General features: G+C 27.6%; 28 protein-coding genes. 1 reads left to right on the forward strand and 27 read right to left on the reverse strand.

Annotation, left to right across the window (positions count from 1 at the left end; translation table 11 throughout):
• Positions 1-4: 4 nt before the first annotated feature.
• Both CXF68_RS16780 and CXF68_RS16785 read right to left on the reverse strand, forming a co-directional pair.
• Positions 5-856 carry a hypothetical protein gene (locus tag CXF68_RS16780; protein WP_101046266.1) on the reverse strand — a complete coding sequence of 284 codons (852 nt, stop codon included), beginning with the start codon at positions 854-856 and terminating at the stop codon, positions 5-7.
• Entirely contained in the window at positions 838-1,821 is a 984-nt protein-coding gene (locus CXF68_RS16785; RefSeq protein WP_101046267.1) for a stage II sporulation protein M, read from the reverse strand. The genes CXF68_RS16780 and CXF68_RS16785 overlap by 19 nt, the downstream gene beginning before the upstream one ends.
• Positions 1,822-1,939: 118 nt before the next feature.
• Here CXF68_RS16785 and CXF68_RS16790 point away from each other — a divergent pair, with 118 nt between their 5' ends.
• Positions 1,940-2,656, forward strand: coding sequence for an RDD family protein (locus CXF68_RS16790; protein WP_101046268.1), 717 nt, complete (start codon positions 1,940-1,942; stop codon positions 2,654-2,656).
• Here CXF68_RS16790 and CXF68_RS16795 read toward each other — a convergent pair.
• From CXF68_RS16795 to CXF68_RS16915, 25 genes are all read right to left on the reverse strand, one after another.
• Positions 2,625-3,011: a hypothetical protein gene (locus CXF68_RS16795; RefSeq protein WP_101046269.1), complete on the reverse strand. Its 387-nt coding sequence runs from the start codon at positions 3,009-3,011 to the stop codon at positions 2,625-2,627. The two genes, CXF68_RS16790 and CXF68_RS16795, sit on opposite strands and share 32 nt — an antisense overlap.
• A 6-nt stretch (positions 3,012-3,017) precedes the next feature.
• Positions 3,018-3,164: a hypothetical protein gene (locus CXF68_RS20685; protein WP_157821977.1), complete on the reverse strand. Its 147-nt coding sequence runs from the start codon at positions 3,162-3,164 to the stop codon at positions 3,018-3,020.
• Between the two features lie 967 nt (positions 3,165-4,131).
• The gene (locus CXF68_RS16805) at positions 4,132-4,719 is read right to left on the reverse strand and encodes a hypothetical protein (RefSeq protein ID WP_101046271.1); all 588 of its coding nucleotides are present in this window, start codon (positions 4,717-4,719) and stop codon (positions 4,132-4,134) included.
• Positions 4,720-4,943: 224 nt separating this feature from the next.
• Complete coding sequence (locus tag CXF68_RS16810; protein WP_101046272.1) at positions 4,944-5,438, reverse strand: hypothetical protein; 495 nt, start codon at positions 5,436-5,438, stop codon at positions 4,944-4,946.
• Between the two features lie 43 nt (positions 5,439-5,481).
• On the reverse strand, positions 5,482-5,877 hold the full coding sequence (locus CXF68_RS16815) for a mechanosensitive ion channel domain-containing protein (protein ID WP_198553844.1): 396 nt from the start codon (positions 5,875-5,877) through the stop codon (positions 5,482-5,484).
• Between the two features lie 529 nt (positions 5,878-6,406).
• The gene (locus CXF68_RS16820) at positions 6,407-7,228 is read right to left on the reverse strand and encodes a DUF6694 family lipoprotein (RefSeq protein ID WP_101046274.1); all 822 of its coding nucleotides are present in this window, start codon (positions 7,226-7,228) and stop codon (positions 6,407-6,409) included.
• Between the two features lie 123 nt (positions 7,229-7,351).
• Positions 7,352-7,906 carry a 2OG-Fe(II) oxygenase gene (locus CXF68_RS16825; protein WP_101047573.1) on the reverse strand — a complete coding sequence of 185 codons (555 nt, stop codon included), beginning with the start codon at positions 7,904-7,906 and terminating at the stop codon, positions 7,352-7,354.
• Positions 7,907-7,917: 11 nt separating this feature from the next.
• Positions 7,918-8,310, reverse strand: coding sequence for a DUF4345 domain-containing protein (locus tag CXF68_RS16830; protein ID WP_101046275.1), 393 nt, complete (start codon positions 8,308-8,310; stop codon positions 7,918-7,920).
• Between the two features lie 464 nt (positions 8,311-8,774).
• Complete coding sequence (locus CXF68_RS16835) at positions 8,775-9,167, reverse strand: hypothetical protein (RefSeq protein WP_101046276.1); 393 nt, start codon at positions 9,165-9,167, stop codon at positions 8,775-8,777.
• Between the two features lies 1 nt (position 9,168).
• Positions 9,169-10,020, reverse strand: coding sequence for a hypothetical protein (locus tag CXF68_RS16840; RefSeq protein ID WP_101046277.1), 852 nt, complete (start codon positions 10,018-10,020; stop codon positions 9,169-9,171).
• 597 nt (positions 10,021-10,617) lie between these two features.
• Complete coding sequence (locus CXF68_RS16845; RefSeq protein WP_101046278.1) at positions 10,618-11,157, reverse strand: M48 family metallopeptidase; 540 nt, start codon at positions 11,155-11,157, stop codon at positions 10,618-10,620.
• Between the two features lie 159 nt (positions 11,158-11,316).
• Positions 11,317-11,808 (reverse strand): DUF2938 domain-containing protein, encoded by a 492-nt coding sequence (locus CXF68_RS16850; RefSeq protein WP_101046279.1) that lies wholly within the window; start codon positions 11,806-11,808, stop codon positions 11,317-11,319.
• A gap of 85 nt (positions 11,809-11,893) precedes the next feature.
• Entirely contained in the window at positions 11,894-12,745 is an 852-nt protein-coding gene (locus tag CXF68_RS16855) for a helix-turn-helix domain-containing protein (RefSeq protein WP_101046280.1), read from the reverse strand.
• 415 nt (positions 12,746-13,160) lie between these two features.
• Entirely contained in the window at positions 13,161-13,811 is a 651-nt protein-coding gene (locus tag CXF68_RS16860; protein WP_101046281.1) for an MIP/aquaporin family protein, read from the reverse strand.
• A 66-nt stretch (positions 13,812-13,877) separates the two neighbouring features.
• Complete coding sequence (locus tag CXF68_RS16865; RefSeq protein ID WP_101046282.1) at positions 13,878-14,276, reverse strand: heme-binding protein; 399 nt, start codon at positions 14,274-14,276, stop codon at positions 13,878-13,880.
• A gap of 185 nt (positions 14,277-14,461) precedes the next feature.
• A complete protein-coding gene (locus CXF68_RS16870; protein WP_101046283.1) occupies positions 14,462-14,851 on the reverse strand; it encodes a VOC family protein in 390 nt (129 codons plus the stop codon).
• 1 nt (position 14,852) lies between these two features.
• Positions 14,853-15,038, reverse strand: a complete 186-nt coding sequence (locus CXF68_RS16875) for a hypothetical protein (RefSeq protein WP_101046284.1) — start codon at positions 15,036-15,038, stop codon at positions 14,853-14,855.
• Between the two features lie 62 nt (positions 15,039-15,100).
• Positions 15,101-15,277 carry a hypothetical protein gene (locus tag CXF68_RS20690; RefSeq protein WP_157821978.1) on the reverse strand — a complete coding sequence of 59 codons (177 nt, stop codon included), beginning with the start codon at positions 15,275-15,277 and terminating at the stop codon, positions 15,101-15,103.
• 379 nt (positions 15,278-15,656) lie between these two features.
• Complete coding sequence (locus tag CXF68_RS16885) at positions 15,657-17,012, reverse strand: WG repeat-containing protein (protein ID WP_101046286.1); 1,356 nt, start codon at positions 17,010-17,012, stop codon at positions 15,657-15,659.
• A gap of 581 nt (positions 17,013-17,593) precedes the next feature.
• Positions 17,594-19,003, reverse strand: a complete 1,410-nt coding sequence (locus CXF68_RS16890; protein WP_101046287.1) for an aminotransferase class V-fold PLP-dependent enzyme — start codon at positions 19,001-19,003, stop codon at positions 17,594-17,596.
• Between the two features lie 30 nt (positions 19,004-19,033).
• Positions 19,034-19,432 carry an NUDIX domain-containing protein gene (locus CXF68_RS16895; protein ID WP_101046288.1) on the reverse strand — a complete coding sequence of 133 codons (399 nt, stop codon included), beginning with the start codon at positions 19,430-19,432 and terminating at the stop codon, positions 19,034-19,036.
• A 77-nt stretch (positions 19,433-19,509) separates the two neighbouring features.
• Positions 19,510-20,289 carry an MOSC domain-containing protein gene (locus CXF68_RS16900; RefSeq protein ID WP_101046289.1) on the reverse strand — a complete coding sequence of 260 codons (780 nt, stop codon included), beginning with the start codon at positions 20,287-20,289 and terminating at the stop codon, positions 19,510-19,512.
• Between the two features lie 172 nt (positions 20,290-20,461).
• On the reverse strand, positions 20,462-20,845 hold the full coding sequence (locus CXF68_RS16905) for a VOC family protein (RefSeq protein WP_101047575.1): 384 nt from the start codon (positions 20,843-20,845) through the stop codon (positions 20,462-20,464).
• Between the two features lie 163 nt (positions 20,846-21,008).
• Complete coding sequence (locus CXF68_RS16910) at positions 21,009-21,824, reverse strand: helix-turn-helix domain-containing protein (RefSeq protein WP_101046290.1); 816 nt, start codon at positions 21,822-21,824, stop codon at positions 21,009-21,011.
• Positions 21,825-22,088: 264 nt separating this feature from the next.
• Positions 22,089-23,078 (reverse strand): Gfo/Idh/MocA family protein, encoded by a 990-nt coding sequence (locus CXF68_RS16915; RefSeq protein WP_157821979.1) that lies wholly within the window; start codon positions 23,076-23,078, stop codon positions 22,089-22,091.
• Positions 23,079-23,188 lie beyond the last annotated feature (110 nt).

The following is a 23,188-nucleotide window of genomic DNA, read 5'->3' on the forward strand; positions in this document are numbered from 1 at the left end:
ATTATTACTGACCTAAGCCGTCTATTTTTTCAAAGGTTCCTGTTAAGTTTTTCTGCTCATTTATATCAAAATATAAAAACACATTCGTTATTAGTGTTATTGAGTAAAACATTAGTTGTCCTAAAATAGAAACTAAATTTAATAGTAAATAAATAGGGTCGCTAAATAAACCAAATACCGCTGTAGGATCTTCACTATTCATTCCTATACCCATTTGAATAAACTGATATATCGTTGCTGGTATTTGAAAAATGTATCCTAACATACCTACTAAAAGCCCTACAACTATTATAACCCCAAAAGTTTCCCAAAAATGACCACTAATAAAACTAAAACATTTACCAAATGCTGATGTTCCTGATTCGTTTTCAAAAACTAATATAGAGCCTCCTAAAGATAATACTGTCCAAGTATAAAATACAGGAAGAAAGCATAGTAAAAAACTAATAACAATTACAATACCAGATAGTGTTCCAAATCCCATAAAAGACCAAAAACGTTCTTTTGTTTTTCTTGTAATTTCTTCTTGATTTACCTGTCCATTATTTTCTATATACGATTTTATATAATGCATTCCTGCTAAATTAATAACAACAAAAGTTACGAGATAAGCAACCATCATTAAAAGCATTGCTGAAAACATCCCCATTATACCACCTACTTCTTGTGTAGCTAATGATGGGATAGCTGTCATATAATAAAACATTGCGGCAACGGCTATTAAAATTGGTATTGCAGCTATTTTAAAAATTGTTAAGAAAAATTCTTTCCCTTCTAATCGTATAAATTTAAAAGCATCGCTAATAATAGCACCTAAATCTCTTTCTTTTTTAAACTCTATGTACTCTTTATGCATTGGTTATTTGTTTTTTGTTTTTTGTGTAATTGAAATGGATATATAACGTAATAAAATATAATACTTGCTAATGATAATAAAATGATAAGAATTGCTAACCAATCAGGCATTTCGGTATGGCGGGTTACAAAACCTTCTAAAAAACCAGCGATTATAAAAAACGGAATACTACTTACCATTATTTTTAATCCGTCTTTCATACTTCTTTTAAAGGATTCTAATCTAGAATAGGTTTTGGGGAATAGTAATCCGTTTCCTAAAACTAAACCTGCGCAACCAGCTATTATAATTACTGATATTTCTATAGTACCATGAATCCAAATTGTTCTAGAAGATTCCCAAAGTAAATTCTTATCATAAAAAAAATATAAAAATGAGCCTAACATTATACCGTTTTGCATCATAATATATAAGGTTCCTACAGAGAATAACATTCCTAAAACAAAAGCATACATGGCTACTTTTATATTATTTATGGTAATTCCGATAAACATATCAACCTCATTGGCTTTTTTGTAAACGGCCATAGGATCTCCTTTTTCAATATTCTCTAAAGTCATGTTTACATAACTATCACCTAAAATAAGGCGTACGAAGTCAACATCATTTGCTGATGAGAAAGCACCCACGATACTAAAAAAGGCAAAGACACTAAAAGCTATTAATAATTGCTTTTGATGTTTGTAAAATGATAATGGAAATTCTGTTTTAAAAAAACTAATGAATCTATTTTTACTTTCTTTTTTAGTTTTATAAATTTTTTGATGTGCTGTAGCAGCTATTGCATTTAAATATACCAAGGTATTCCCTTTTGAATAAAAGGTTTTAGCATAACTTAAATCATCTGTTAACTCAACATATAAATCTGATAATTTATCAGGAGAAAGGCTCGTTTTATTATACAACGCATCTTCAAACAGCTGCCATTTCTCTTTATTTTTTTTTACAAAAGCAGCTTCTCTCATTTAAAAAATAAATTATAGCAAGTTTTATGAGAACTCTCTCTTTTCATAGAATATTTTTATCTTCGCTAATCTAAAAAAAGTTATAGAATTATCAACAACAAAAATGAAAAACTAATTAATGGATAATTTTCAAATAGAAACTGCTCAAAATATTGCTATAACCCAAAATGTAGCCCATGTTACTACCCGTATTGGTTCTTATTTAATCGATGCTTTATTTATTATTGGCTACTATATTATTATATTCTTAATAATGGGGATGCTAAATATGGTACCTAGCATGGAGTATATGAGCTTATACCTTCTTTTAGGTTTGCCTACTTTTTTTTACAGTTTACTTTTTGAAATTTTAATGAACGGGCAAACTCCTGGTAAATTTTTTAACCAAACTAGGGTTGTAAAAATAGACGGCTCTAAACCTACTTTTGGTAGTTATTTAATTCGTTGGTTATTGCGAATTATCGATTTTAGCCTTGCTAGTGGTTCTGTTGCTGTTTTAACAATTCTTTTAAACGGAAAAGGGCAGCGACTTGGCGATTTAGCCGCTGGTACTACTGTTATTACTGAAAAGAAAAGAATTACTTTAAGAGATACTATTGCGAATGATATATCTGATAATTATACGCCTATTTACGCACAAGCAACATTATTAAGTGATGATGATATGCATACCATAAAAAAGGTATATAATGATGCTAGAAAAAAAAGAAATCATAAAGTAATTTCAAAACTACATTTAAAAATTATAGAAGTAACAGGAATTACAACAAAACAAAACCCAGTAGATTTTGTAGACACCATTATTAAAGATTACCATTATTTTGCTCAGCAATAAAAGCTGCTATGTAAGCTACCTCAGCTTTTAAGCTATGTGTTTTTGCTTTTAATTCTATCTCTTTAAAATAAGTATTCTCGGCTAATCTTATTTCTAAATGCCTTTTACGTAAATCGACCCATTTTACATCACTATTGGTTAACGTTCTTTTTTCTAGCAACTTAATAGAAGTATGCAATCCCCTTTGCCAAGCTTTTCGTTTTGTTTCTAATGTTTGTAAAGATGTTTCTCGTATATATAAGTTTCTCTTTTTTGTAGCTAACAATTTATTTAAAGGTTTTTCAGCAGCTTTTTTTTCTGCCATAAAAAAATCACCTGCACCAGGTAATTCTTTTAAAGGAGCTTTTAAAGACAAGGCTTTCTACAGTGTTAACAATTTGTTCATTCCTTCAAAACTATAGCTTCTACGATGTACAGATATCGATTGCATTGTTTCGAAAGAAACGCCTAAATAATTAGCTAGAGATATAATTCTTGCATCAAAGTGTTTTCTTATTTCTTTTATCATTTTTGTACAGTTTTTTTTCAGTTTTAAAAAATGTACATCACTTGTACATTTCTATTTATTTCATTTTTTTCATTTTTTTCTGTACAAAAACATAGCTTCACTCAATGTACAGTTTTTATTTCAAGAAATAAACATGTACAAAACACAGAAAAAACAGCTTGACAATAAAACTTAAGTAGTTAATATATGGTGTTTTGTGAAAATTTAAGAATATTTTGATTTTACCTTGGTTGTTTTTAAGGTTCAATTTTAGATTTAAATTCTTCAAATACTTTTTTCTGGTCGTAACTAAATCCCATAGCTCTTGTTCTAAATGTAATTAAGTAATTCTTTACGCTACAATGAAATGGCTCTGTATTAAAATAAACCAAATGACCAACAGATTGAATTTGCTCTAAAGCTTTCTTTGCATCTTCTTCGTTTTCAAATTCTCATTGCTCTATTACGCCTTCAGATATTGTATCAATTCCATTTTTATCTCTGTAAAAATAACCCCAGATACTTTTAGCGTTTTTGAAAAATTTAATAGTTAATTTAGTCGATTGTTCATGCCAAATTTCATTAGCTTTTTTCGTAATCTTAAAGTAATAGAAATCAAATAAGATTTTTCAATTTCTTTTACAAACCCTATAAGTTCAGGAATTGGAATACTTTTATAAATAACAATTTTCTCTACTTTTTCTTTTCTCCTAATAGAACTTTTATTCACAACAGCTCTAATACTTTCTTCTAATGTTAAATCCTTTATATTTTAGCTACACATAATAAGAAAAGCAATTAATATTATCGATTTGATTCTCATTTATTAAACTGGTACTTATTGTTTTACAAAATTACTATAAAAATAGGCAATCTTTATATTATCAATAGAACAAGTATAATTATACTTACACTCTATTTTTATTTATCATTAAAGAAAATTAATTCTATAACTTAAGGGGCATAACTTTTTTATAATAAAACTAAATTATTCTTTTTTAAGTTTATCCCAAAATTCTAAAAATTCGGAAGATACATTTTCAGGAAGTTCTTTAAAGTTTTCGTCAAAATGTGTCGTTTTAAAACTTTCTTTAGCATGAACCCACAACTTATATGCTTTGTTTTTATACATAATTAGTCCAATAATTTTCATTAATGGGCTATTTACTCCATTTTCTTGTTCCTTAATTATATAAATAAACTCAACATTTCCATCTTTATCAATGTCTTTATACATCATTCTATTACGAACAAAAGAAAGACTTAAATTTGTTTTATGTGTAAACTTTATAGAAAATGTTTTTACAAATCCTTTAATAAATGTTGCTTTTTTGTTTTTTGTAAACTTCTCTATATAAAGTATATCATTTTCAGCTCCACTTTTATTTTTAGAAACAACTACATAATTTTTTGTAAGTTTATCATTTAACTCTACCTCAAACAGCTTTCTGTCACTTGAATAATCCCAACCCCTATTCGTAATCATTGAACTAAATTGGTCAGTGATTATAGATACCTGTGCTTTAAGTTGATTTAAACTTAAAAGTATAATAAAGAAATAAATTATTTTTTTCATAATAAAAATGTATAAACTTAATTTACATTAAGCATTAGTCTGTATTTTTTACGTTTTCTAGTTCTGAAATATAGCTACAATTTACACTCATAATTTTTACACTATATATGTTGTTTTAAAAAATAAAGATAAAATTATAAAAAACAAGTCCTAAAAAGAGCTTATATGATCGTCATTTTTATAATTATAGGCTTATGTAACGGTTACTATTGCTATATCTTGATTTATTCTAAATCGTCATCTTCTATTCTATCAATTAGTATATCTATTTCTTTAATCGTAGCTCTTCTTTTTTCTTTCGCTTTTAATATAACTTCAGGAGTATTATTAGAATTATCAATTTGAATATTATAATAGTCAATTAATGTTTTTAGCGCATTTAATTTCGATGCTTTTTTCATTTGTTCAACTTGCTCAATCAATGCTTTTTCAGAATTCTGTTGTGCTTTAGCAGTCTTTTTAAGTTCTGCTCTGTTCAAAGTAATTTCATTCCGTTGTAATTCTAAATCTTGTTTTTGTAATACTATTGTGTAAATCAGTCCTGCAAAAGCTAATCCAGAAAACAAAGCATTTACCGCTCCAAATAAATCACCAAAAGTACCTCTGTCAGACCAATTATCAAGACCAAATATTATTAGAATTGTTGAAACGATCCAGATAATTATAACTAAAAAAATCATTTTAGTTAAAAGTCCAATATTTGATGTAAGCTTTTTCATTTTTCATTTTTTAGAGTTTGATTTAGTTTTAGGCTAAATAAAGTTAAACATTATCATTTGATATTTTAATTTCATTCGTAATATTCTTAATGCTTTTTAAAATAAAAATATTATTAGGTAAAGTAATTTTTCCAGATTCTTTTGTTTCAAGTGTCACAAAGAATAAACCTATATCAACAACTCTGCCTTCGATTACATAGTCTTTTGATTCTAGTATAATAATAGAATCATTTAATTTAACGGGGTGATTAAAAAATAAGATAATACTACAAGTAATATTTGACAGTAACGACCATTGAGCAAAAAAGGCAACTCCTACAAATGTTAAAACGGAACCTATAAACAATGCTAAATCAGCTTGTTTTACTCCCCAAATTAGTGAAGTAATAATTAGAAAAATCAATGATAAGATAATATTTATAACTTTCTTAATTATCATTCCACGAGAGCTATGAATTAATTTTTTAGAAAGTGTTCTATTAATAACTTTTAGAGAGATTTTTCTTAAGATAAGATAAATAAGAATAGAATTATTTTTTTCGAAAAGAGCTTTTATAATTAGCGATTTTCTATTGATAAGACCAATCCTTTCAAACTTATCATTCAATTTAATCCCATCTTATCTACAATTCTTATTGCGCTTTGACTGTCGAGTTTCTCTTTCCTAATTAAATACTTTTCAACTGTAAGCGGAAACAATATTTCCGAAATTTAATTTTTAGAATATTATTTTGCCCAAGGAAAACTTGGGTTTTTACAATTCTACTCAGCGTTATAACGATACACCCAAAGGGGGAACACCTCCCCATGAGTTTATTACATGTATTTACTTTGAAACTACCACTAAAACCCTTACTAGCTATAGTTTTTTTTACTCTAGATTATTTACTAAATTTTCAGTAAATCAGTTAAATCATTAATTTCAATGTTTATTTTCATTTATCCCTGAATTTCAACTTGTACAAAGTTTATTTTTCATTTTTTAACCCTTTTAACTTTTCTATATTTCTTTCTATTTCAGTCTCAATTTTCAAAATATTTCCATCAGGCATTTCAACTGTCTTTCCATCGATAACCAAACTCTTGACACTAACATTAAACTCACCTCCATAATCGGAAAAAATTGGATTCTCCACCGGAAATTTTTTTGGATAGTCTTCACCTTTTAACGTTAAAATCACACTTCCTTTTAGTATATCACCACATTCTAAATCTCTTTCATAATTATATTCCATACGAATGTACTGATATTTGGTATCAACTAGATACATTATTGACTTCTTCCCTACAAGTTTGTTTTTACCTGTATATTCCATTTCTACCTCTAACTTAGGAGTCAATTTATCCATAAAAACAAATTCAACGATTTTAACTGAACTTATTTTAAATAGGTTAAGTTGGTTACTAATTGTTACCAGTTTCGTTTTTTTAAGACTTAAGCTATCAATTATTTTTGTTGACTCTTTAATATCTCGTTTGTTATTATTCTTCAAGATAACATCCGCTAAATTCAATACTGCTGAATACGTTAACCCGTCAATCATTTCAAATGAAATGTCCTTGCTAGATTTCCCCTTATATTTATTTAATTTTCCACCCTCTAATCGATAAGCTTCAAATGTAAGAATATCCAGTGCTTTAGATAAATTAGCTCTTTCTATTTGATTAAGTTTTTTTATAATTTTTTCTATCGAGATTTTTATAGATTCTTCATCTTTACCATTAAATCTCTCTTCACAAGAAACTAATATTAATAGTAAAATAAATAGTAATAATTGAAAATTTTTCATCGCTCTTCCTTTTAAATATGTGTAGTTTTATTCAATTGATCCCAAATTATTTATATCCGGAATCCATATCTCATTATCCAACCTATATAAGTTGGAAATACAGAATTTCACTTCAACTTTTTACTATACATTCGTTATTCTTCGATACATAACATCCGATCTTAAAACATACTTCTCCCCTTTTTTAACAGGAATACCTTCGTGCTTTTGTTCGTGTATAAAACATAATGCTGTTCCTATATTTGGTGTTATAATTATATCATTAAACTTCGTTTGACCACCTATATAATCATCATTCAAGTATATCATAAAGGTAATTCTACTTTCTTCAAATTCACTTCGTCTAAATCTACCATCAATGTGTCTTTTAAACCTTTGTTCTGCTTCATATTTATAAAATCTAAATTGTTCGTTTAATCCAACAGCTTCATTGTTCTCAATATATTTAGGACAGAATTGAAGTAGCTTCTCCCAATATTTATTGGCTAAAGCAACATCGAAATGAATTAATCTATAATTGTCTCTAATGTTTTTCATCATTTTAGCTCCTGAAGTTAAACTTACAGTTGCCTCTTCATACCCTTTTTGCTCACTAAACAAAACAAGGTTATTACATTCTGTTGGAGTCAAAAAATTGTCAATAGTCCAAATTGATTCTGAAAGCTGTTTAATTTTCATTTTAATGATATTTAATAACACGTAACTACATTATATTTTTTAAGCTGATAAACCGAAAAAACACCTAGCACAAGCTCCGCTATAATCCCAAAAATATAACCTTCTGATGATACCCCATCTATTATCATACTCAGCGCACGTCCTGTTGCAAGCGTTAACATAAATAATATATTCAGTTCGGTAGCTCGTTTCCAATATTGGGTTTTCCAAATTCCTAAAATCCATACGAGTGAAACCCCAAGATACAAGCACATATTTGCTTTCAGCATATTTGAAAGGTCGATAGTGTTTACTTGAATATCTAATTGCTTTTGTAAAATTGATGGCGAACCGTAAATTATTCCTGTTGGTATAACTATCAACAAAGAAATAAGAAGGTGTAAATTCTTAAAAATCCAATTCATTTTATATTTTTTTCATATCAATGTTCTCTTTTTCATGTAAACCATACTTTGAGATTTCTTAACTCTCTTTATATTTGAAATCTAATACGTTGTAAATTCCATTACCAAGTAACCTTTCATTTTCACTTAACTCCCAAATAAACAGCTTATAGGGTAAAATATTCTCTACTTTTTGAAATTAGATATATTGAACTTTTACACCAATTTCTCTAAAGTATTTTATTATTACCAAAGTGTTCATCTAAGTCAATAATTAGTTGATCATCTTTCTGGTAAAATGATATTCAAATATTTGTCCTTTTTTACATTTTTCAAACCTTATTGGTCTCATAGTATATAACCTGTTTAGAAAAAAAACTTCTATTTATCTGAATAATTACCCAAATAAAAGAAGTTTCACGCTTCTTTATAGCATACTAATATATTGAAATATCTTAATAATAAAATAATCTAGAAGTACTCTATTAATTCTCTATTGCAGCTGTAAAATTAGACAATGCATCAACTATTGCTTGTGGGTTTAAACTAAAAACAGAAGCTCCTAACGTTACAATAGTTGCCGCTATATTAATCGCTTTTTGAACATCTGATAGTGATTCATAGGTATTCTTTATTTCATGCGTTATTGCATCTAATCTAGCCAGTGAATCATCAACATCATTCATTACTAAAGTTGCAGACAGCGTAAATAAATTATCAGAATAGTCGAGTGTACGCCTGTGTGAATCACGAAGAACCATATTTTGATTATCTGTTAAAGATTCATAATTAGTATACCTATATTCTCCTATTGCTTGTGCCAATGCTAAAAAATTATTAGCCAACACGTTTATTTGTTGTGAAGTTAAATTAGCCATCTTATTCTTCTATTTTTTTAAATTCTGAAATTATTAAATTGATTTCACTTGCATACTGAAAAAGAGATTGCTTAATTTCTTTCACTTTTAATTTATCTATATTATCATATAGTTTCTGATGACCTTTTAATATTTTATTTAAAGCCTTTGAATACGTTTCTAATTTTTTCTGTTGCTTATTAATTTTATTAATTTCAGTATAATATTTTTCAATCGAATTCCTCTTCTCTACAGTAGAAAGAGAACTCTCTGCTAACAAATCAAAATAAACCGCCTTAACCCTATTTTTTTTAACAGCTAATTTTCCCTTAAGATTTTCAGAAATATTAAAATCTAAAAACCGTATCAATTCTTTTACAGGTTCGTTAGCATTTTTAACATATTTCTTTAACTTACTTCTTCTGTAACCATCAGTAAATGCTCCAATTAATAGTTCAGATATTTTAGAATAAGACACTACATGCTTTTTATCGATTGTAATTGATCCAAAATTTCCTTCAGTCAACGCAGTTTCCAAAATTTCAGTCTTATATGCTGTAAGACCATTATCAGATAGTTTTGCTAAACTATTAAAATAACCACCTATTGATCCATAAATTTTTAAAGTAATGCTATCAGCAACTTTATCCATTTTACAATCACATTCTTTAAAATCAATTCTTAAATTATTGAAGCTTTCAATAACACACCTGTCAATGCAACTTTGTGTAAAACTATAATTTAATTTCTCAAAAGTTTTTATACTTTTTAATGATGTTGAAGAAAATTGATTAACGTGCTTTAAATTAACACAGCTTGATAAAGCAATAGATGCTATAAAAGCAAACCCAAACTGTTTGAAACGTTTTTTCATATTTATTTGATTTAGTTATGAATCGTTAAAATTAAACTGAAATTATAATTAAAAACATACCTAGTAATAAGTAGTTTTCAAATTAACAGCAACTCATTTATATACAAAACTTATATCATGCTACAGTACTAACACAGATTGGCTATTCAGAATTTATATCATTCTTTATCTAATCTCGTTTATTGAGTGTTATTAATAAATCAGATAATGCATAAGTAGTCTCAGCCTCCACTCATTAACCATTCTAACTTACCTACCGTTTTATACGTACACCATTATTTTATCACTTTAAATACAATATCACTGCCAATTATTTATTCTCAGAAATATTATTTAAAACAAATTTTGCCATTTCAACATTTCCTAAAGTAGCATTTAAATCAAAAATTACGCTGGTTAATAGTTCGACTGCTTCTTTTAAATTTCCTTTCTCATTTATTACAAGTGCTTTATTAATAAGTAAAATCCCCTTTGTTTCAACATCTGAATTTTGCTCAAGTCCTTTTTCTATAGCCGCTAGCCTTTCTTCATTTACTAATAAATCTGAATAATCTTTCCAAGCTGGTGCAAAAGAAGGATACTTTTTAACTAATAGCTTTATAATTTTTTTTTTTCGGTAAGGTTATTTATCCACTGAAGAGATAAGTATGATTTATATAACCCTTTTTTTAATTCACCTTTATTTTCTCGTTCTAACGTATGCAAAGCAGTTTTAGACGTATAAAATCCTTTAGGTGCCATTTTGTTTGTAATTCGATAATACTTTAAAGCATTTTCGTGATCATCTAGCAATAAATAAGTATATGCTAAATCATAAAGCGGATATGGCCAATTAGGTACTTCTTTATTAGCTTCATTCAATTTTTTAATTGCACTAGTATAATCACCAGCCTGTCCTAATTGTCTTGCTTGGTTATGTAATGATTTCGCTAAATCAGACACCCCTTCTACTCCATAAATTTCATAATTAAATCTTCCTGTTGAAGTGGCTAATTCTTTTTTTGAAATTTTATTCCCGTTGCCATCTGTAAACTCAATTCTATTATTATAGTCATCTGCATTTTTTTCAGTTTCAGCATTTTTACAAGACGATATTAGCCCTAGCGCCATTAAAACGCCTATTATTCTATTTTTCATAGTTTTTTTTAAAAAAATTATTACAACTTATTTGTGTTCAAATATCTTAATAAAAAATGATATAGTAGTTAATTATAAGCTCTCTTAATTTAATTTTTAAAAAGCAAAAACAAGCCTTAAAAATAACTTGTGTTTTACTTTACTTGCTATGTATTCGTTTCAATCAGTAAGTTTAGTTTTACTTAAAACGAAAGCTGTTATAAATAAACCAATACCATATACGCAATGAATAAAAAGACTCATTAACCTAGCTTTGTTTGGATCTGGTAAATTTGAACCTGCAACACCAAAACCAAATGCAGGTTGCATTACAAAAAAAGGGGCAATCATTGTTAGCAAACCAATAACTAAAGCTGGGAAAAGTGAAGGATTATCTAGCCATTTTTTTTCGAAAACAATTACTAGTAAAAAAGCAAAGGCTATCCCTATAGAATAATGACTTACTTGCCCGATAATTTGCTCGTACTTAATAGGTACAGCATCAAATATTTTATTGTGATTAAATTTCCCTTTAAAAATATGCCCAATCCAACGACCTAGAAATTTATAATCAAGCCCTTTAATTTTGAATAGTTTTAAAATAAAGGCATAAACATCCATTGTAATAGTACCCCCAATTCCTATTAGTACGATTTTAAATATTGCATTCATCTTTTATATTAAATTGTTAAATTCTTTGCAAAGATGACTCGCAATCCAATTATCTTGATAGGACAAATATCAAAAGGGATTGTACTTATTTAAAATTCTGCCGGAAAACCTGAGGTGTATATCCCGTATTTCTTTTAAAAAACCGAATAAAATATGCAGGATCTTCATAGCATAATTTAAATGCAATTTCATTTATTTGATTGGATGTTGCTAACAACAATCTTTTTGCTTCAAGAATAATTTGTTCATTTATTAATTGAGAACTGGTTTTTCCAAACATTTTTTTGGTAATAGCATTTAGTTTATAAGGTGTAATGTGTAACATTTTAGAATATTCAGTTACTTGTTTATTTGTACATATTTTACTTTCTAATAATTGCACAAACTTTTCAAGTAACTCTTGCTCGTATGGATCGTTCTGTTTTTTTTGCGTATTATTTTTCATAATATCTCGCATCAATTCTATAAATAGAACGTTTAGATTTGCTTTAATCACTTCTTTATACCCTGTTTTTTTTTGAGTAAATTCATTAAAGATATATTTGAAAATTGATAAAACAGCTTCAAACTTTTCATTATCAAAATTGTAATAATTATGTTGAATTACCTTTCGAAAAACCTCTTTTTCTTGGTTACTGCTAAACGAATAAAAGTTAGCGTCAAATGTAATAAGATAGCCTTTGCTGCCTTGTTCAAGAATTAATTCATGAACTTGCCCAGGGCGGATAAAAAAAATGGTATTTGAAGCTATGGAAAAACTATTAAAATCAATATGATGCTTACCACTTGCTTCTTCTAATACCATAAGGAAAAAAAAATCATGACGATGCAATCCCTCTTCCATATTTATATCTACAAGTAAATCTCCAAGGTTAATAATATCAAAGCTCGCAGGAAAATGAGATTCTTTTATCTTACGAATGGTGATTTCTTGCATTTAATAGGATGGTATTTGTAATCTTTTAATGTGCACGCAACGTTAGCTTATCTAAAACCCAACGTTTATTTTTTATTTCAAATTTAATAGAATAATATGTGTAAATCAACATAAAAGAAGGCTCTTTTTATTATTTTATTTGTTAAGATATATAAGAAACAAAATTAGTATTGCATGAAACATAAAGTTCCGAAAACTTTTGTTTTCTGTTCATTCAATGCCTATAAACACAATAAATCGTGTAAATATTTTATATTCAAAAAAGAAAGAGTATAAAATCACCTTTAGCTCATAATCACTAATAAATTAATAAAACAAAGTTTTACAATTAAAATAAGGATTAACTTAATGTAAAAAAATAGGTATCTGTTTACCTAAAATAAATATCTTGTTTAGTTTTCATTACAGTTATTCGTTACCTGTTATTTTCTACTTTATTAAATATTTTCCAAACTAACATTGCTAAAATTGCACCTAATATGGGCGCTGCGATATAAATCCAAAGAGCAGTAAAGTTTCCTGATACAATTGCAGGCGCCAAACTCCTTGCAGGATTAAATGAGCCTCCAGAAATTGTTCCCGCAAAAAGAATGATTGCTGTTACAACCAATCCAATTATAAATCCTGCAATATTAGAAAACTCTTTTTTAGATGTTACACCTAAAATCGTAAGCATTAAAAAAAAAGTTAAAATAAATTCGATTATAAAAGATTGTAATAATTCTCCTGAAGGTTTTGTAATTCCTAATGTTAAGTTTTCAGGAAATGTAAATTTTAGTAATCTACTTGCTAAAACAGCTCCTAATACTTGAGCTGAAATATAAAACACAGCCTCTCTTTTTGATGATAATTTTCCAATTACTAATGCTATAGTTACAGATGGGTTTATGTGTGCTCCTGAAATATTTCCGAAAACATAAATCATAGCACTAATTATTATTCCGAAAGTTAATGCTACTCCTATTAATCCTAAACTTCCATTAGATTGTTCATTTACAATTATTGCTCCAGTACCACAAAAAACTAAAGCAAATGTTCCTATAAACTCAGCTAAATATTTTTTCATATCCTTTTTAAAAAGAAAAGAGAATAATTAGTTTTAGCTACCCTCTTTAAATTAATTTGTAAGTTATTAAATTACTGATGCTCCAGCTTCTGCAACTACGTGGTCATTTTCAACTGAACTTCCGCTTACACCAATAGCTCCAATAATTTCGCCTGCTGCGTTTTTAATTGGTACACCTCCTGGAAATGTAATTAATCCATTATTTGAATGTTCGATGTTAAATAATGGCTGTCCTGGCTGAGATAACTCTCCTATAACTCCAGTATTCATATCAAAATAACGAGCTGTTTTTGCTTTTTTAATAGCAATATCTAGAGAACCTAACCAAGCTCCATCCATTCTTACAAATGACACTAAATTTGCTCCAGAATCTACAATTGCAATGTTCATTTTTGTTTTAATTGCTTTAGATTTTTGTTTTGCTGCTATGATTGCTTTTTCCGCTTGGCTTAATGTTATATTCATAATCATTGTTTTAGTATTGTTATTATATTTGATGCAAAAATACTCTGAGAGTTATCTTATCAAGTTACTAAAACAGCTCAATAACTTATGAAAAAAGGTCAAATTTAAAAAGGATTTTTAATTAGAGTTATGACTTAAGAAAAAGCCTAATTTGCTTTTAATTAAACCTACAATCAGTTTTTACCTTAAAAATTAAATCCTTCAATAGGAGAAGATATATCTACTAAAACTCCATTCGGATCTTTAAGTAATAATCGTCTTTGACCGTAAAATGTATCAGTAGGCTCACTTATAATTTCAAAGTTTTCCGATTCAGCTATTTGAAATATTTCGTCTGCGCTATCAACCACAAACGTTACATAAAATCCTTGTGGATTGTCTTGAAAATCCTTCGGCACAATATCATTTGTTCGGTCTATTATCCCTAATTCAAGTTTTTTATCCTTCGAGATTAAATGAATAAACCAATCACTATCAAAATCAACATTAAAGTCAAATAATTTTGTGTAGAAATTTCTGCTTTCTGGTAAATTATCAGAACAGATATTTGTCATTATTCTATTGATTTTTTTCATCTTATTCTTTTAACTGTTTCTCTAAAATTATCATATGTTTACATTGAATTCCATTTTGTTTTTCAGCTTGGTAACTTATCTCTGAATAAAATTTAACCTGATTTATTGTTACTTTTTTATTTTGAGAACAAGATGTTAAACTATTGAATAAAATTACAATCAGTATTTTTTTGATTATATTTTTCATTTTAAAAAAATACGAGATTTAAATTTAGTCTATTACTCTCCTTTATCCTTTTTAAGATGTAATTAATCAAAATTTGTTTTAATCATTGAATACAATTTATTTTTTAGTTTAAGCATTCCTATAAACAAACAAGTAAAACTTAATATAAGTACAAAACTAATTAAACTAAAACCCCACCATGGTATATCAAAACCATGAGAATACGAACTCCCTTCTAATAAGCCAATAACTATACTCATAAATAACGTTTCTATAGATATTTTGTAAAAGTATTCTTTAGTTTCATTTAAAAAATATTTTTTTCGTAGACCTAAAAAGATTACATATACTAAATTCAAAAAAGTTAAAGAAATGAATAGCATTATTTTTTAAGTATATAGGTTTTAATATTAGACACAATAATGTTTTAGCTATGCTAAGTCGTAGAGTAAAAAGTAAGTTTTTTCTATTTAAGACTTAACTAAAAAAAATTATACTGTTTTATCTTTTTCACTTTGGTTTAAATACTAAACCCCTCGTTAATTATAGGTTTTGTAATAAATATAGCCAAATAATTTTCTGAAATAATAATAATAATAATAATAATAATAAAGCTTAAAATTAAAACAAGTATTAATTTTATTGACCATCTATTACATAGCCTGATTTTATTGGCTTTCGAACTTCAATTAACATTTTACCTGTTTTATCTATAAAGTACCATGTACCCTTTAAATTAAAAAGAGCTAAACCGTCATTAAAATTTTGTGCGCTATAATACTTCGCAGGAATAACTTCTTTTCCTTTCATATTAATAAATCCCTTTTTACGATTTAGTATAACCATAGCCATACCTTGTTCAAATTTATAAATCTTATCATATTTTATAGGTGTTAATTCTTTTCCTGCTTTATCTATAACGCCATACTTATCTTTTAACTTAACAATAGAAACACCATTTGAAAACTTTTCAACGTGATCGTACTTTAAAGACACTACCTCTTTCCCTTTATTATCTATAAAACCCCAATTACCACTTAAAGAAACCCCTGCTAATCCTTCTGAAAAACTAGAAACAAATTTATATTTTAAGAGAGTAATTTTGTTTTCACTTTTATCTATATGACCTGATTTACCATTTAGAGACACACAAGCTAGCCCTTCTGAAAAACCAGAAACGGAATTATATTTTAACGGAATAATTTCTTCTCCTTTTTCATTTATAAAACCCCATTTATCGTTTAATTTAACATGAGCTAAACCTTCTAAAAAACCATTTACATCGTCATATATTAAAGGTGTTATTTCCTTACCTCTTTTATCAATAAATCCCCATTTCCCATTTAATTTAACACATATAAAACCCCTTGAAGAATCATCTATATAATCATATTTTATGGGTGTTACTTTTCTGCCACTTTTATCTATAAAACCACCTTTTCTATTTAATAAAACGATTGCTAAACCTTCTTTAAAATCTTTAACCTTGTCATATATAAATGGAATTATTTCCTCTCCATTTTTATTTATATACCCCCATTTTCCTTTGAATTTAATACCTGATAAACCTTCTGAAAAATTAGTAACTTCTTCATATTTTATAGAAATAACTACTTTACCTGTTTTATCTATAAACCCCCACCTATTATTTAACCCAACCCTTGCGAATCCTTCTGAAAAACTATAAACACCTTCGTATTTTAAAGGTGTTAGTTTTTTTCCTCTTTTATTTATAAAACCCCATTTATTATTTATTCTAACTTCTGAAAATCCTTCTGAAAATTTTCTTATATAATTATATTTTAAGGGAATAACTTCTTTTCCTGCTTTATTTACAAACCCCCATTTATCGTTTAATTCAACACCTGATAAACCTTCTGAAAACAATTCAACCATTCTATATTTTAGGACTATCACTTCATTCGAATTTTGAGTATACCCTTTTAAAGAAAAACTCATTAATAGTAAAAATATAATTTTAATTGTCTTTTTCATTTAAATTTTATTTGTTATTGATTCAAGTAATTTTTTTCAGTTATAATATTAAAACAATTCACTAATTTGTCCTCGTAAAAAAAGCCTAAAAATAATTAATAACACTATTTTTAAGCTTATTATAATGTTACGCAAAATTAATGGTAAACTTTATGTTAGTTTACTTATTTTAATCTATCACTTTTATATGCCTTATCCTGAAATAGGCTACAGGTTAAAATTGATTTAGATTGATAATTTGTACACTATATAAGGCATTTTAAGGGCTAAAGGTAACTGTAATCTTATATGATTGTATAAGTTAATTGTGCTTTCCGAGTAAATCAAGTTTGTGAAAATTTGGTCAAGAAAAAATTCATCTTTTAATATCATGTTTACATGTTAAGTCATAGCTTTTAGTAGCAATAACTTTCTTCTTTCACACTAATACTTACTGTTTTTAGCACCTATCTGTATCTATTACTAAAATAAAGAATTCCTATATCATTAAAATATAGGAGTTCTTTATCTATAAAACGATTTATTCTACTGAAATCAACGAAAGTAAAAACAGTTAATAAATTTAATGAAAGTGTTTTATTTTATCCCAGTTCTTTGTTTGTTTTAGTTAATGCTAACGCTTTTGCAAATGATTTTACTGATTTTGATATATCATTTTCAGTTGTTGCCCAAGAGCAAATACTTACTCGCATTACCTTTTTACCAAACCATACAGATCCACCAAGCCAGCATTCTCTTAACATTTGAACATTACTTAATACTTGCTCAGTAATTTCATCAGAATTACACCTAACAATTACTTGATTAAATACAACATCATTTTCAACATAAAAACCTTCTATTTTTACTATTTCTTCAGCAAACTGTTTGGCTCTTTTATGCATCGTCAGAATCATTTCATCAATTCCATTTTTTCCTAGATACTTCATTATAGCCCATAATTCAATTATTCTAGCCCTACGAGACATTTCGGGTGTATAAAACATTCCGTCTCTTTCAGAACTCTCTATAATGTAGCTTCCTGACATGTGAAGTGCTGAAGTCATTGCTTCTTGATCTGAACATAAAATAATTCCACAATCATAAGGTGTATTCAGGGTTTTATGTCCATCCACAGCCCAAGAACTAGCATTTCCTATTCCTTTTGTTAAGTACTTCAATTCTTCTACTGCCTCAGCCCACAAACCAAATGCACCATCAATATGCACCCAAGAATTTGCTTTTTTTGCTTTTTCACAAATAGTTTCTAAATCATCAAATGCGCCACTATTTACATTACCTGCTTGTAAAATAAGAATTGTATTTTCATCTAATTCAGGAATAGCTTCGGCAATAATTATACCTTGCCTATCTACAGCTACCCATTCAATATTTTCTGTTCCGAAACCCAATATCCCTATTGCTTTTAAAACTGTAGAATGTGCTTGTTTTCCTGTTACAATTCTTATTTTAGGTGAACCATTAAGCCCTTTTTTATTTATATCCCAATTATTCCTTTGAAGAATACGATATCTTGCAGCAGCTAAACCACATAAATTAGCTGTAGATGTTCCGCTAACAAAGCCTGCAGATGTATTTTTTGGTAAATTAAATAAATCTACTAACCATTTCTCAACAACCGATTCTAGTTTACTTCCTATGGGTGACAATACATTCATTGCTGGGGCTTGATCCCAATAAGTTCCTAAATTTTTAGCTGCTAAACCTACAGGAACTGCGCTTCCACAAACAAATCCGAAATACCTTCCTCCTAGTGTTGCTGTTGTTGCAGGACTTCCATATTTATTTAATTGTTCTATTACATTTTTAGCGTTTGTAGAATTAGCTGGTAGCTCTTCATTAAATATAGATAAGTTTTCGAGTGCTTCTTCTGTTGGATAAACATTTCGATCAAAAACACTTTCTAAGTATTCAAAAGAATACTGTTGCGTTTGGTTAAATATTTCTTTGTCTCTAATTTCTAGAAACATTTTATTTTGAATTTCACTCATTTTCGTCTAATTAATGCCAACGTTTAATTACTATTTCAGTTCGTCATTTTCTTTAAAAAACTTAAATATTTTTTTATCTACTTCCGATACAATATTTAAATCTTTATAATTCAGCCATTTTATTTCTTCAATTTCACTTTTTGGTTTTAAAGCCCCGTCATATTCCGCTTTATAACAAGTCATTTTAACTAAAACCCCCTCTTTTTCGCCGTCTGATTGAGCTTTGAAAGTTCCTACATATTTAATTGTATCCTGTTTAATATGTACATCTAACTCCTCTAATATTTCTCTTATAAGCGTTTCTTCATCGGTTTCTCCTAATTCTCTTTTTCCTCCTGGAATATAGTATTTTGATTTCCCTTTAGATCGTGTGCTTAAAATTTGTCCGTCCTTAATTTCAATAAATGCTATTTTATCAACTTCTTTCATCTTTTTGGCTTTTATCAAATCTATTGCTACTTCTTACTTATGTTTATTCAATAATTAAATTAACATTTGATTTTCACTTAAGCTTCTGTTTTTATTATCAAAGAGTCCGATTTTTTAATTAATCCTATTTTTGTTGGAACTAAGTAAATTCCAAAACTAACTTTCCCATTAGATTTAAATTCTTTTGCTAAAGTTCTTAATGGCTCTTGTTTTTTATCCTTATTTCCATTCTCAGGGTTTATAGTAATTAAAGAACATCTTACTGTGTCAGAAACAACTTTAAATTCACATTCTCCAATAATTATTTTTTTCCAATTTCTTTCTTCAAAAGCTTTAGCTCCAGAAATTATAATATTAGCTCTGAAACGATTTATCTCTATTGGTATTGCTAGTTTTTCATTAAGAGCTTCAACAGATTCTTTAGTTATTAAATGAATAGGACATGAATCACTTAAAGATATTTTAGTATTGTTTTTTTCTCGAAGATTCTTTAAGTTTATTTTTACTAATTTACTTTCAGTCTTTAATATTTCTGTAAGCCAATTGTTTATTTCATTATCAATAACCTTTACACTTACTTCTTTTTTAAATAGCGAAGTTTTAAGATCATTAAACTTACTCTCTAAAGGGAAATTTACAGACTTATTTTCATAAACCACTTTAAGATATTCATTATTAATCTCAGGTTCTAATTTTAGTAGTTTTGGATTTTCACGAGCTGTAATAATTTCATTTAAAGAATTAGCTATTCCAAAATATCTATCATTTTCAAAACCAATTTCTCTAACGTTAACTTCATTCAATAGTATTCCTTTAGTTGACTTGATCGGGTAAGTGTATAAACTTTCTATTTTCATTTTTTTTATTATCTACTGTAATGGCTAATAATATCAGTTTATTTTAAAAGCCGGCTTTTAATTTTTCATTCCAAATTTAATAGAATAATAGCAATATTTTGGGTTTGAATATTAATATATCTAAACCTACATGTTTTTAACTTTATATTTAACGTTTTGCTTTAAAATGTTTTTATTTCGTTACCGGTTCTGTGTATTTTACGACATCTATCCCTATTCCGTTTGGGTCTTGAATTGCAAAGTGTCTATCTCCCCAAGACTCATTCCTAATGTCAATTCTAATTTCAATTCCCATTTTCTTTATTTCATTATAAATTTTATCTACGTCATCAACTTCTATTGTCAAAAACATTCCTTTACCGTTAAAAGGTTCATGAAACAACGCTTGTTGTGAAGGATGATTTGGTAACAAAAATGCTAAATTCATATTCTTATCTGGCGTATGTAATAATAGATAAAATTCATTTTCAAATGTTACTCCAAAATTCAGAACTTTAGTATAAAACTCTTTGCTTTCTGCTATTTTGTCTGTTGTTATTCCTGCGTTCAATTTCATTTTTAAATCTTTTTTTTTATTAATACTTGATTGTGATAATACGCTTGCCGATAGGCATACTGCAATTAAAAGTGTAATAGTTTTTTTCATATTCTTAAGTTATTAATTTATAACCCAAAACTATCACAGAATTAGAATCAAGTATTGTAAAAATTGGACATAATTATTTTTTGAATGCTTTTGAGGGTGTTACGCCATAGAAATTTTTGAAATCTTTTATGAAATGAGCTTGGTCGTAATAACCAATATCATAAAATAATTTATTTGTTTTTAAACTTTCATTTGAAGGTTTTGATTTTAAAAAATTTTGGAACTGAACGACTTTACAAAAAGTCTTTGCGGTATCGCCAATATAATATTTAAATAATCGCTGAAGTTGCCTTGAACTAATGCCTGTGTTCAAATCCGTTTTAATATTTACAACTCCAAAATTCTCAAGAATTATCTCAATTGCAGTATATAATCTTTTATCAGTTGTAAAATTAGTATTGGAAATTTTATGTTGAAAATACTCGTTAAATATTACGCCAATATCTTCTAAACTTTGACTTTCATTTATTTTCGTTACGATAAACGCTGCTGTTTCTGGTTCAATTTCATTCAAATTTTCAAATCGATTACTTATTTCAGAGGCATTAAAATTGAATATTTGTGGAAACATTGTTGGTAAAAAACGAATACCTATATAATTGAATGTGTTTTGTAGCGGAAATTCCATGTAATTTTTACAAAACCCCATTACAAAACTTTCTTTTGGATTCGTAAGTTCAAAAAAAATATCAATACAACCATCTGCAACAACCTTGTAATTAAATTGATTGGAAAGTGGCTTCTCTGTTTTTAGTTGCCAATAACAATAAATGAATTCTTGGAGTGGTTTATTTGGAATAATTTCTTGATACGTTACATCTTTATCCGACTGTTGAATTGTTGGTTGAATGGGTTTGTAAAGTTTTCTTATTTTTTCACTTACTTTCAATTAATTGAGTTTTTTACTTTTTTGAGTTTTATATTTAAATACTTTTAGATCGTCATATTTATTTTTATATCTCAAATTTAGTCGAATAATAGCAATAAAGAATTAGTCATAGGTAAATTTCTTATAACATATAATTTACAGAGTTTCCTGTAGCGTTTTTTACAAAAAAAACAGAAGCTCAAAATAGTGAATAACACTATTTTGAGCTTCTTATAATATTACGTGAAATTAATGGTAAATCTGTTTTTTTACCTCATTTCTTTGTTAAATGTTGTTTTTAGAGTCATATTTTAGGCCTATTTCTTCTTTAACTTTATCTATTAAATAAATTAAATCTAAACTTGTTGTAAAAGGTAATTTAGAGCTTTCCACTTCTTCATTTATGAGACATTTAGTTACTTCTTCTATTTCATATATATAACCATTTCCTCTATAGTTAATATCTAATATTTCATTTTTTCCATTTCTTGAAATTGTGATTTTCTCAGTATGATGAAATCGGCTGTGTATTTTTAACACACCTTCACTACCGTAAATATATGCTTCTGTTGGTGTTTCTCTTTCAATGCTTGATTCAAGATTAGCTTTAGCTCCACTTTTGTAATTAAACAACATTGAGCAATTACTATCCACATTAGTTTCCGTCATAGAAGCTATAACTTTTATATCTGTAGGGAGCCCTAGTGATAAAAGGCTTAAATATATAGGGTAAATACCTACATCTAACAAAGAACCTCCTCCAAGTTTTTTATCATATACTCTACTGTTTAAATTTAAATCACCTTTGTATCCAAAATCTGCACGAATTAATAAAATATCTCCAATTAATTTTTTTTTAAGAATTTCAATTAATTTTTCTGTTCCAGGAATAAATCTTGTCCAAAGGGCTTCCATTAAAAATAATTTCCGAGATTTAGCTTCTTCAATCATAATGTTAACTTCTTGAGAATTCAACCCCATTGGTTTCTCACATAGAACTGCTTTATTATTTCTTAAGCACATCATTACATTTTCAAAATGAAAAACATGAGGTGTAGCAACATATATAATATCTATTTCAGAAACCTTAGCCAACTCTTCATAAGAATCATAGTATTTAATTGAGTTGAATTTACTACTAAATTTTTTAGCTTTATTTATTTCTCTAGAGGCAACTCCATATAATATCGAATCACTTGAAAGCATTAAATCTTCTGCGAATTTGTTCGCTATATTTCCTAAACCTATAATTCCCCAATTAATTTTTTTATTCACTCTTTTATTCTTTTTAATAGCCACTAACTTGTTTATCTCCAGAATTTACATCCTGATAACACAGGTAGGTTATACATAATTTTTGTTACTATTTTCAAATTTCAATATAC

This window comes from Tenacibaculum sp. Bg11-29, from assembly GCF_002836595.1.
Taxonomy (GTDB): domain Bacteria; phylum Bacteroidota; class Bacteroidia; order Flavobacteriales; family Flavobacteriaceae; genus Polaribacter.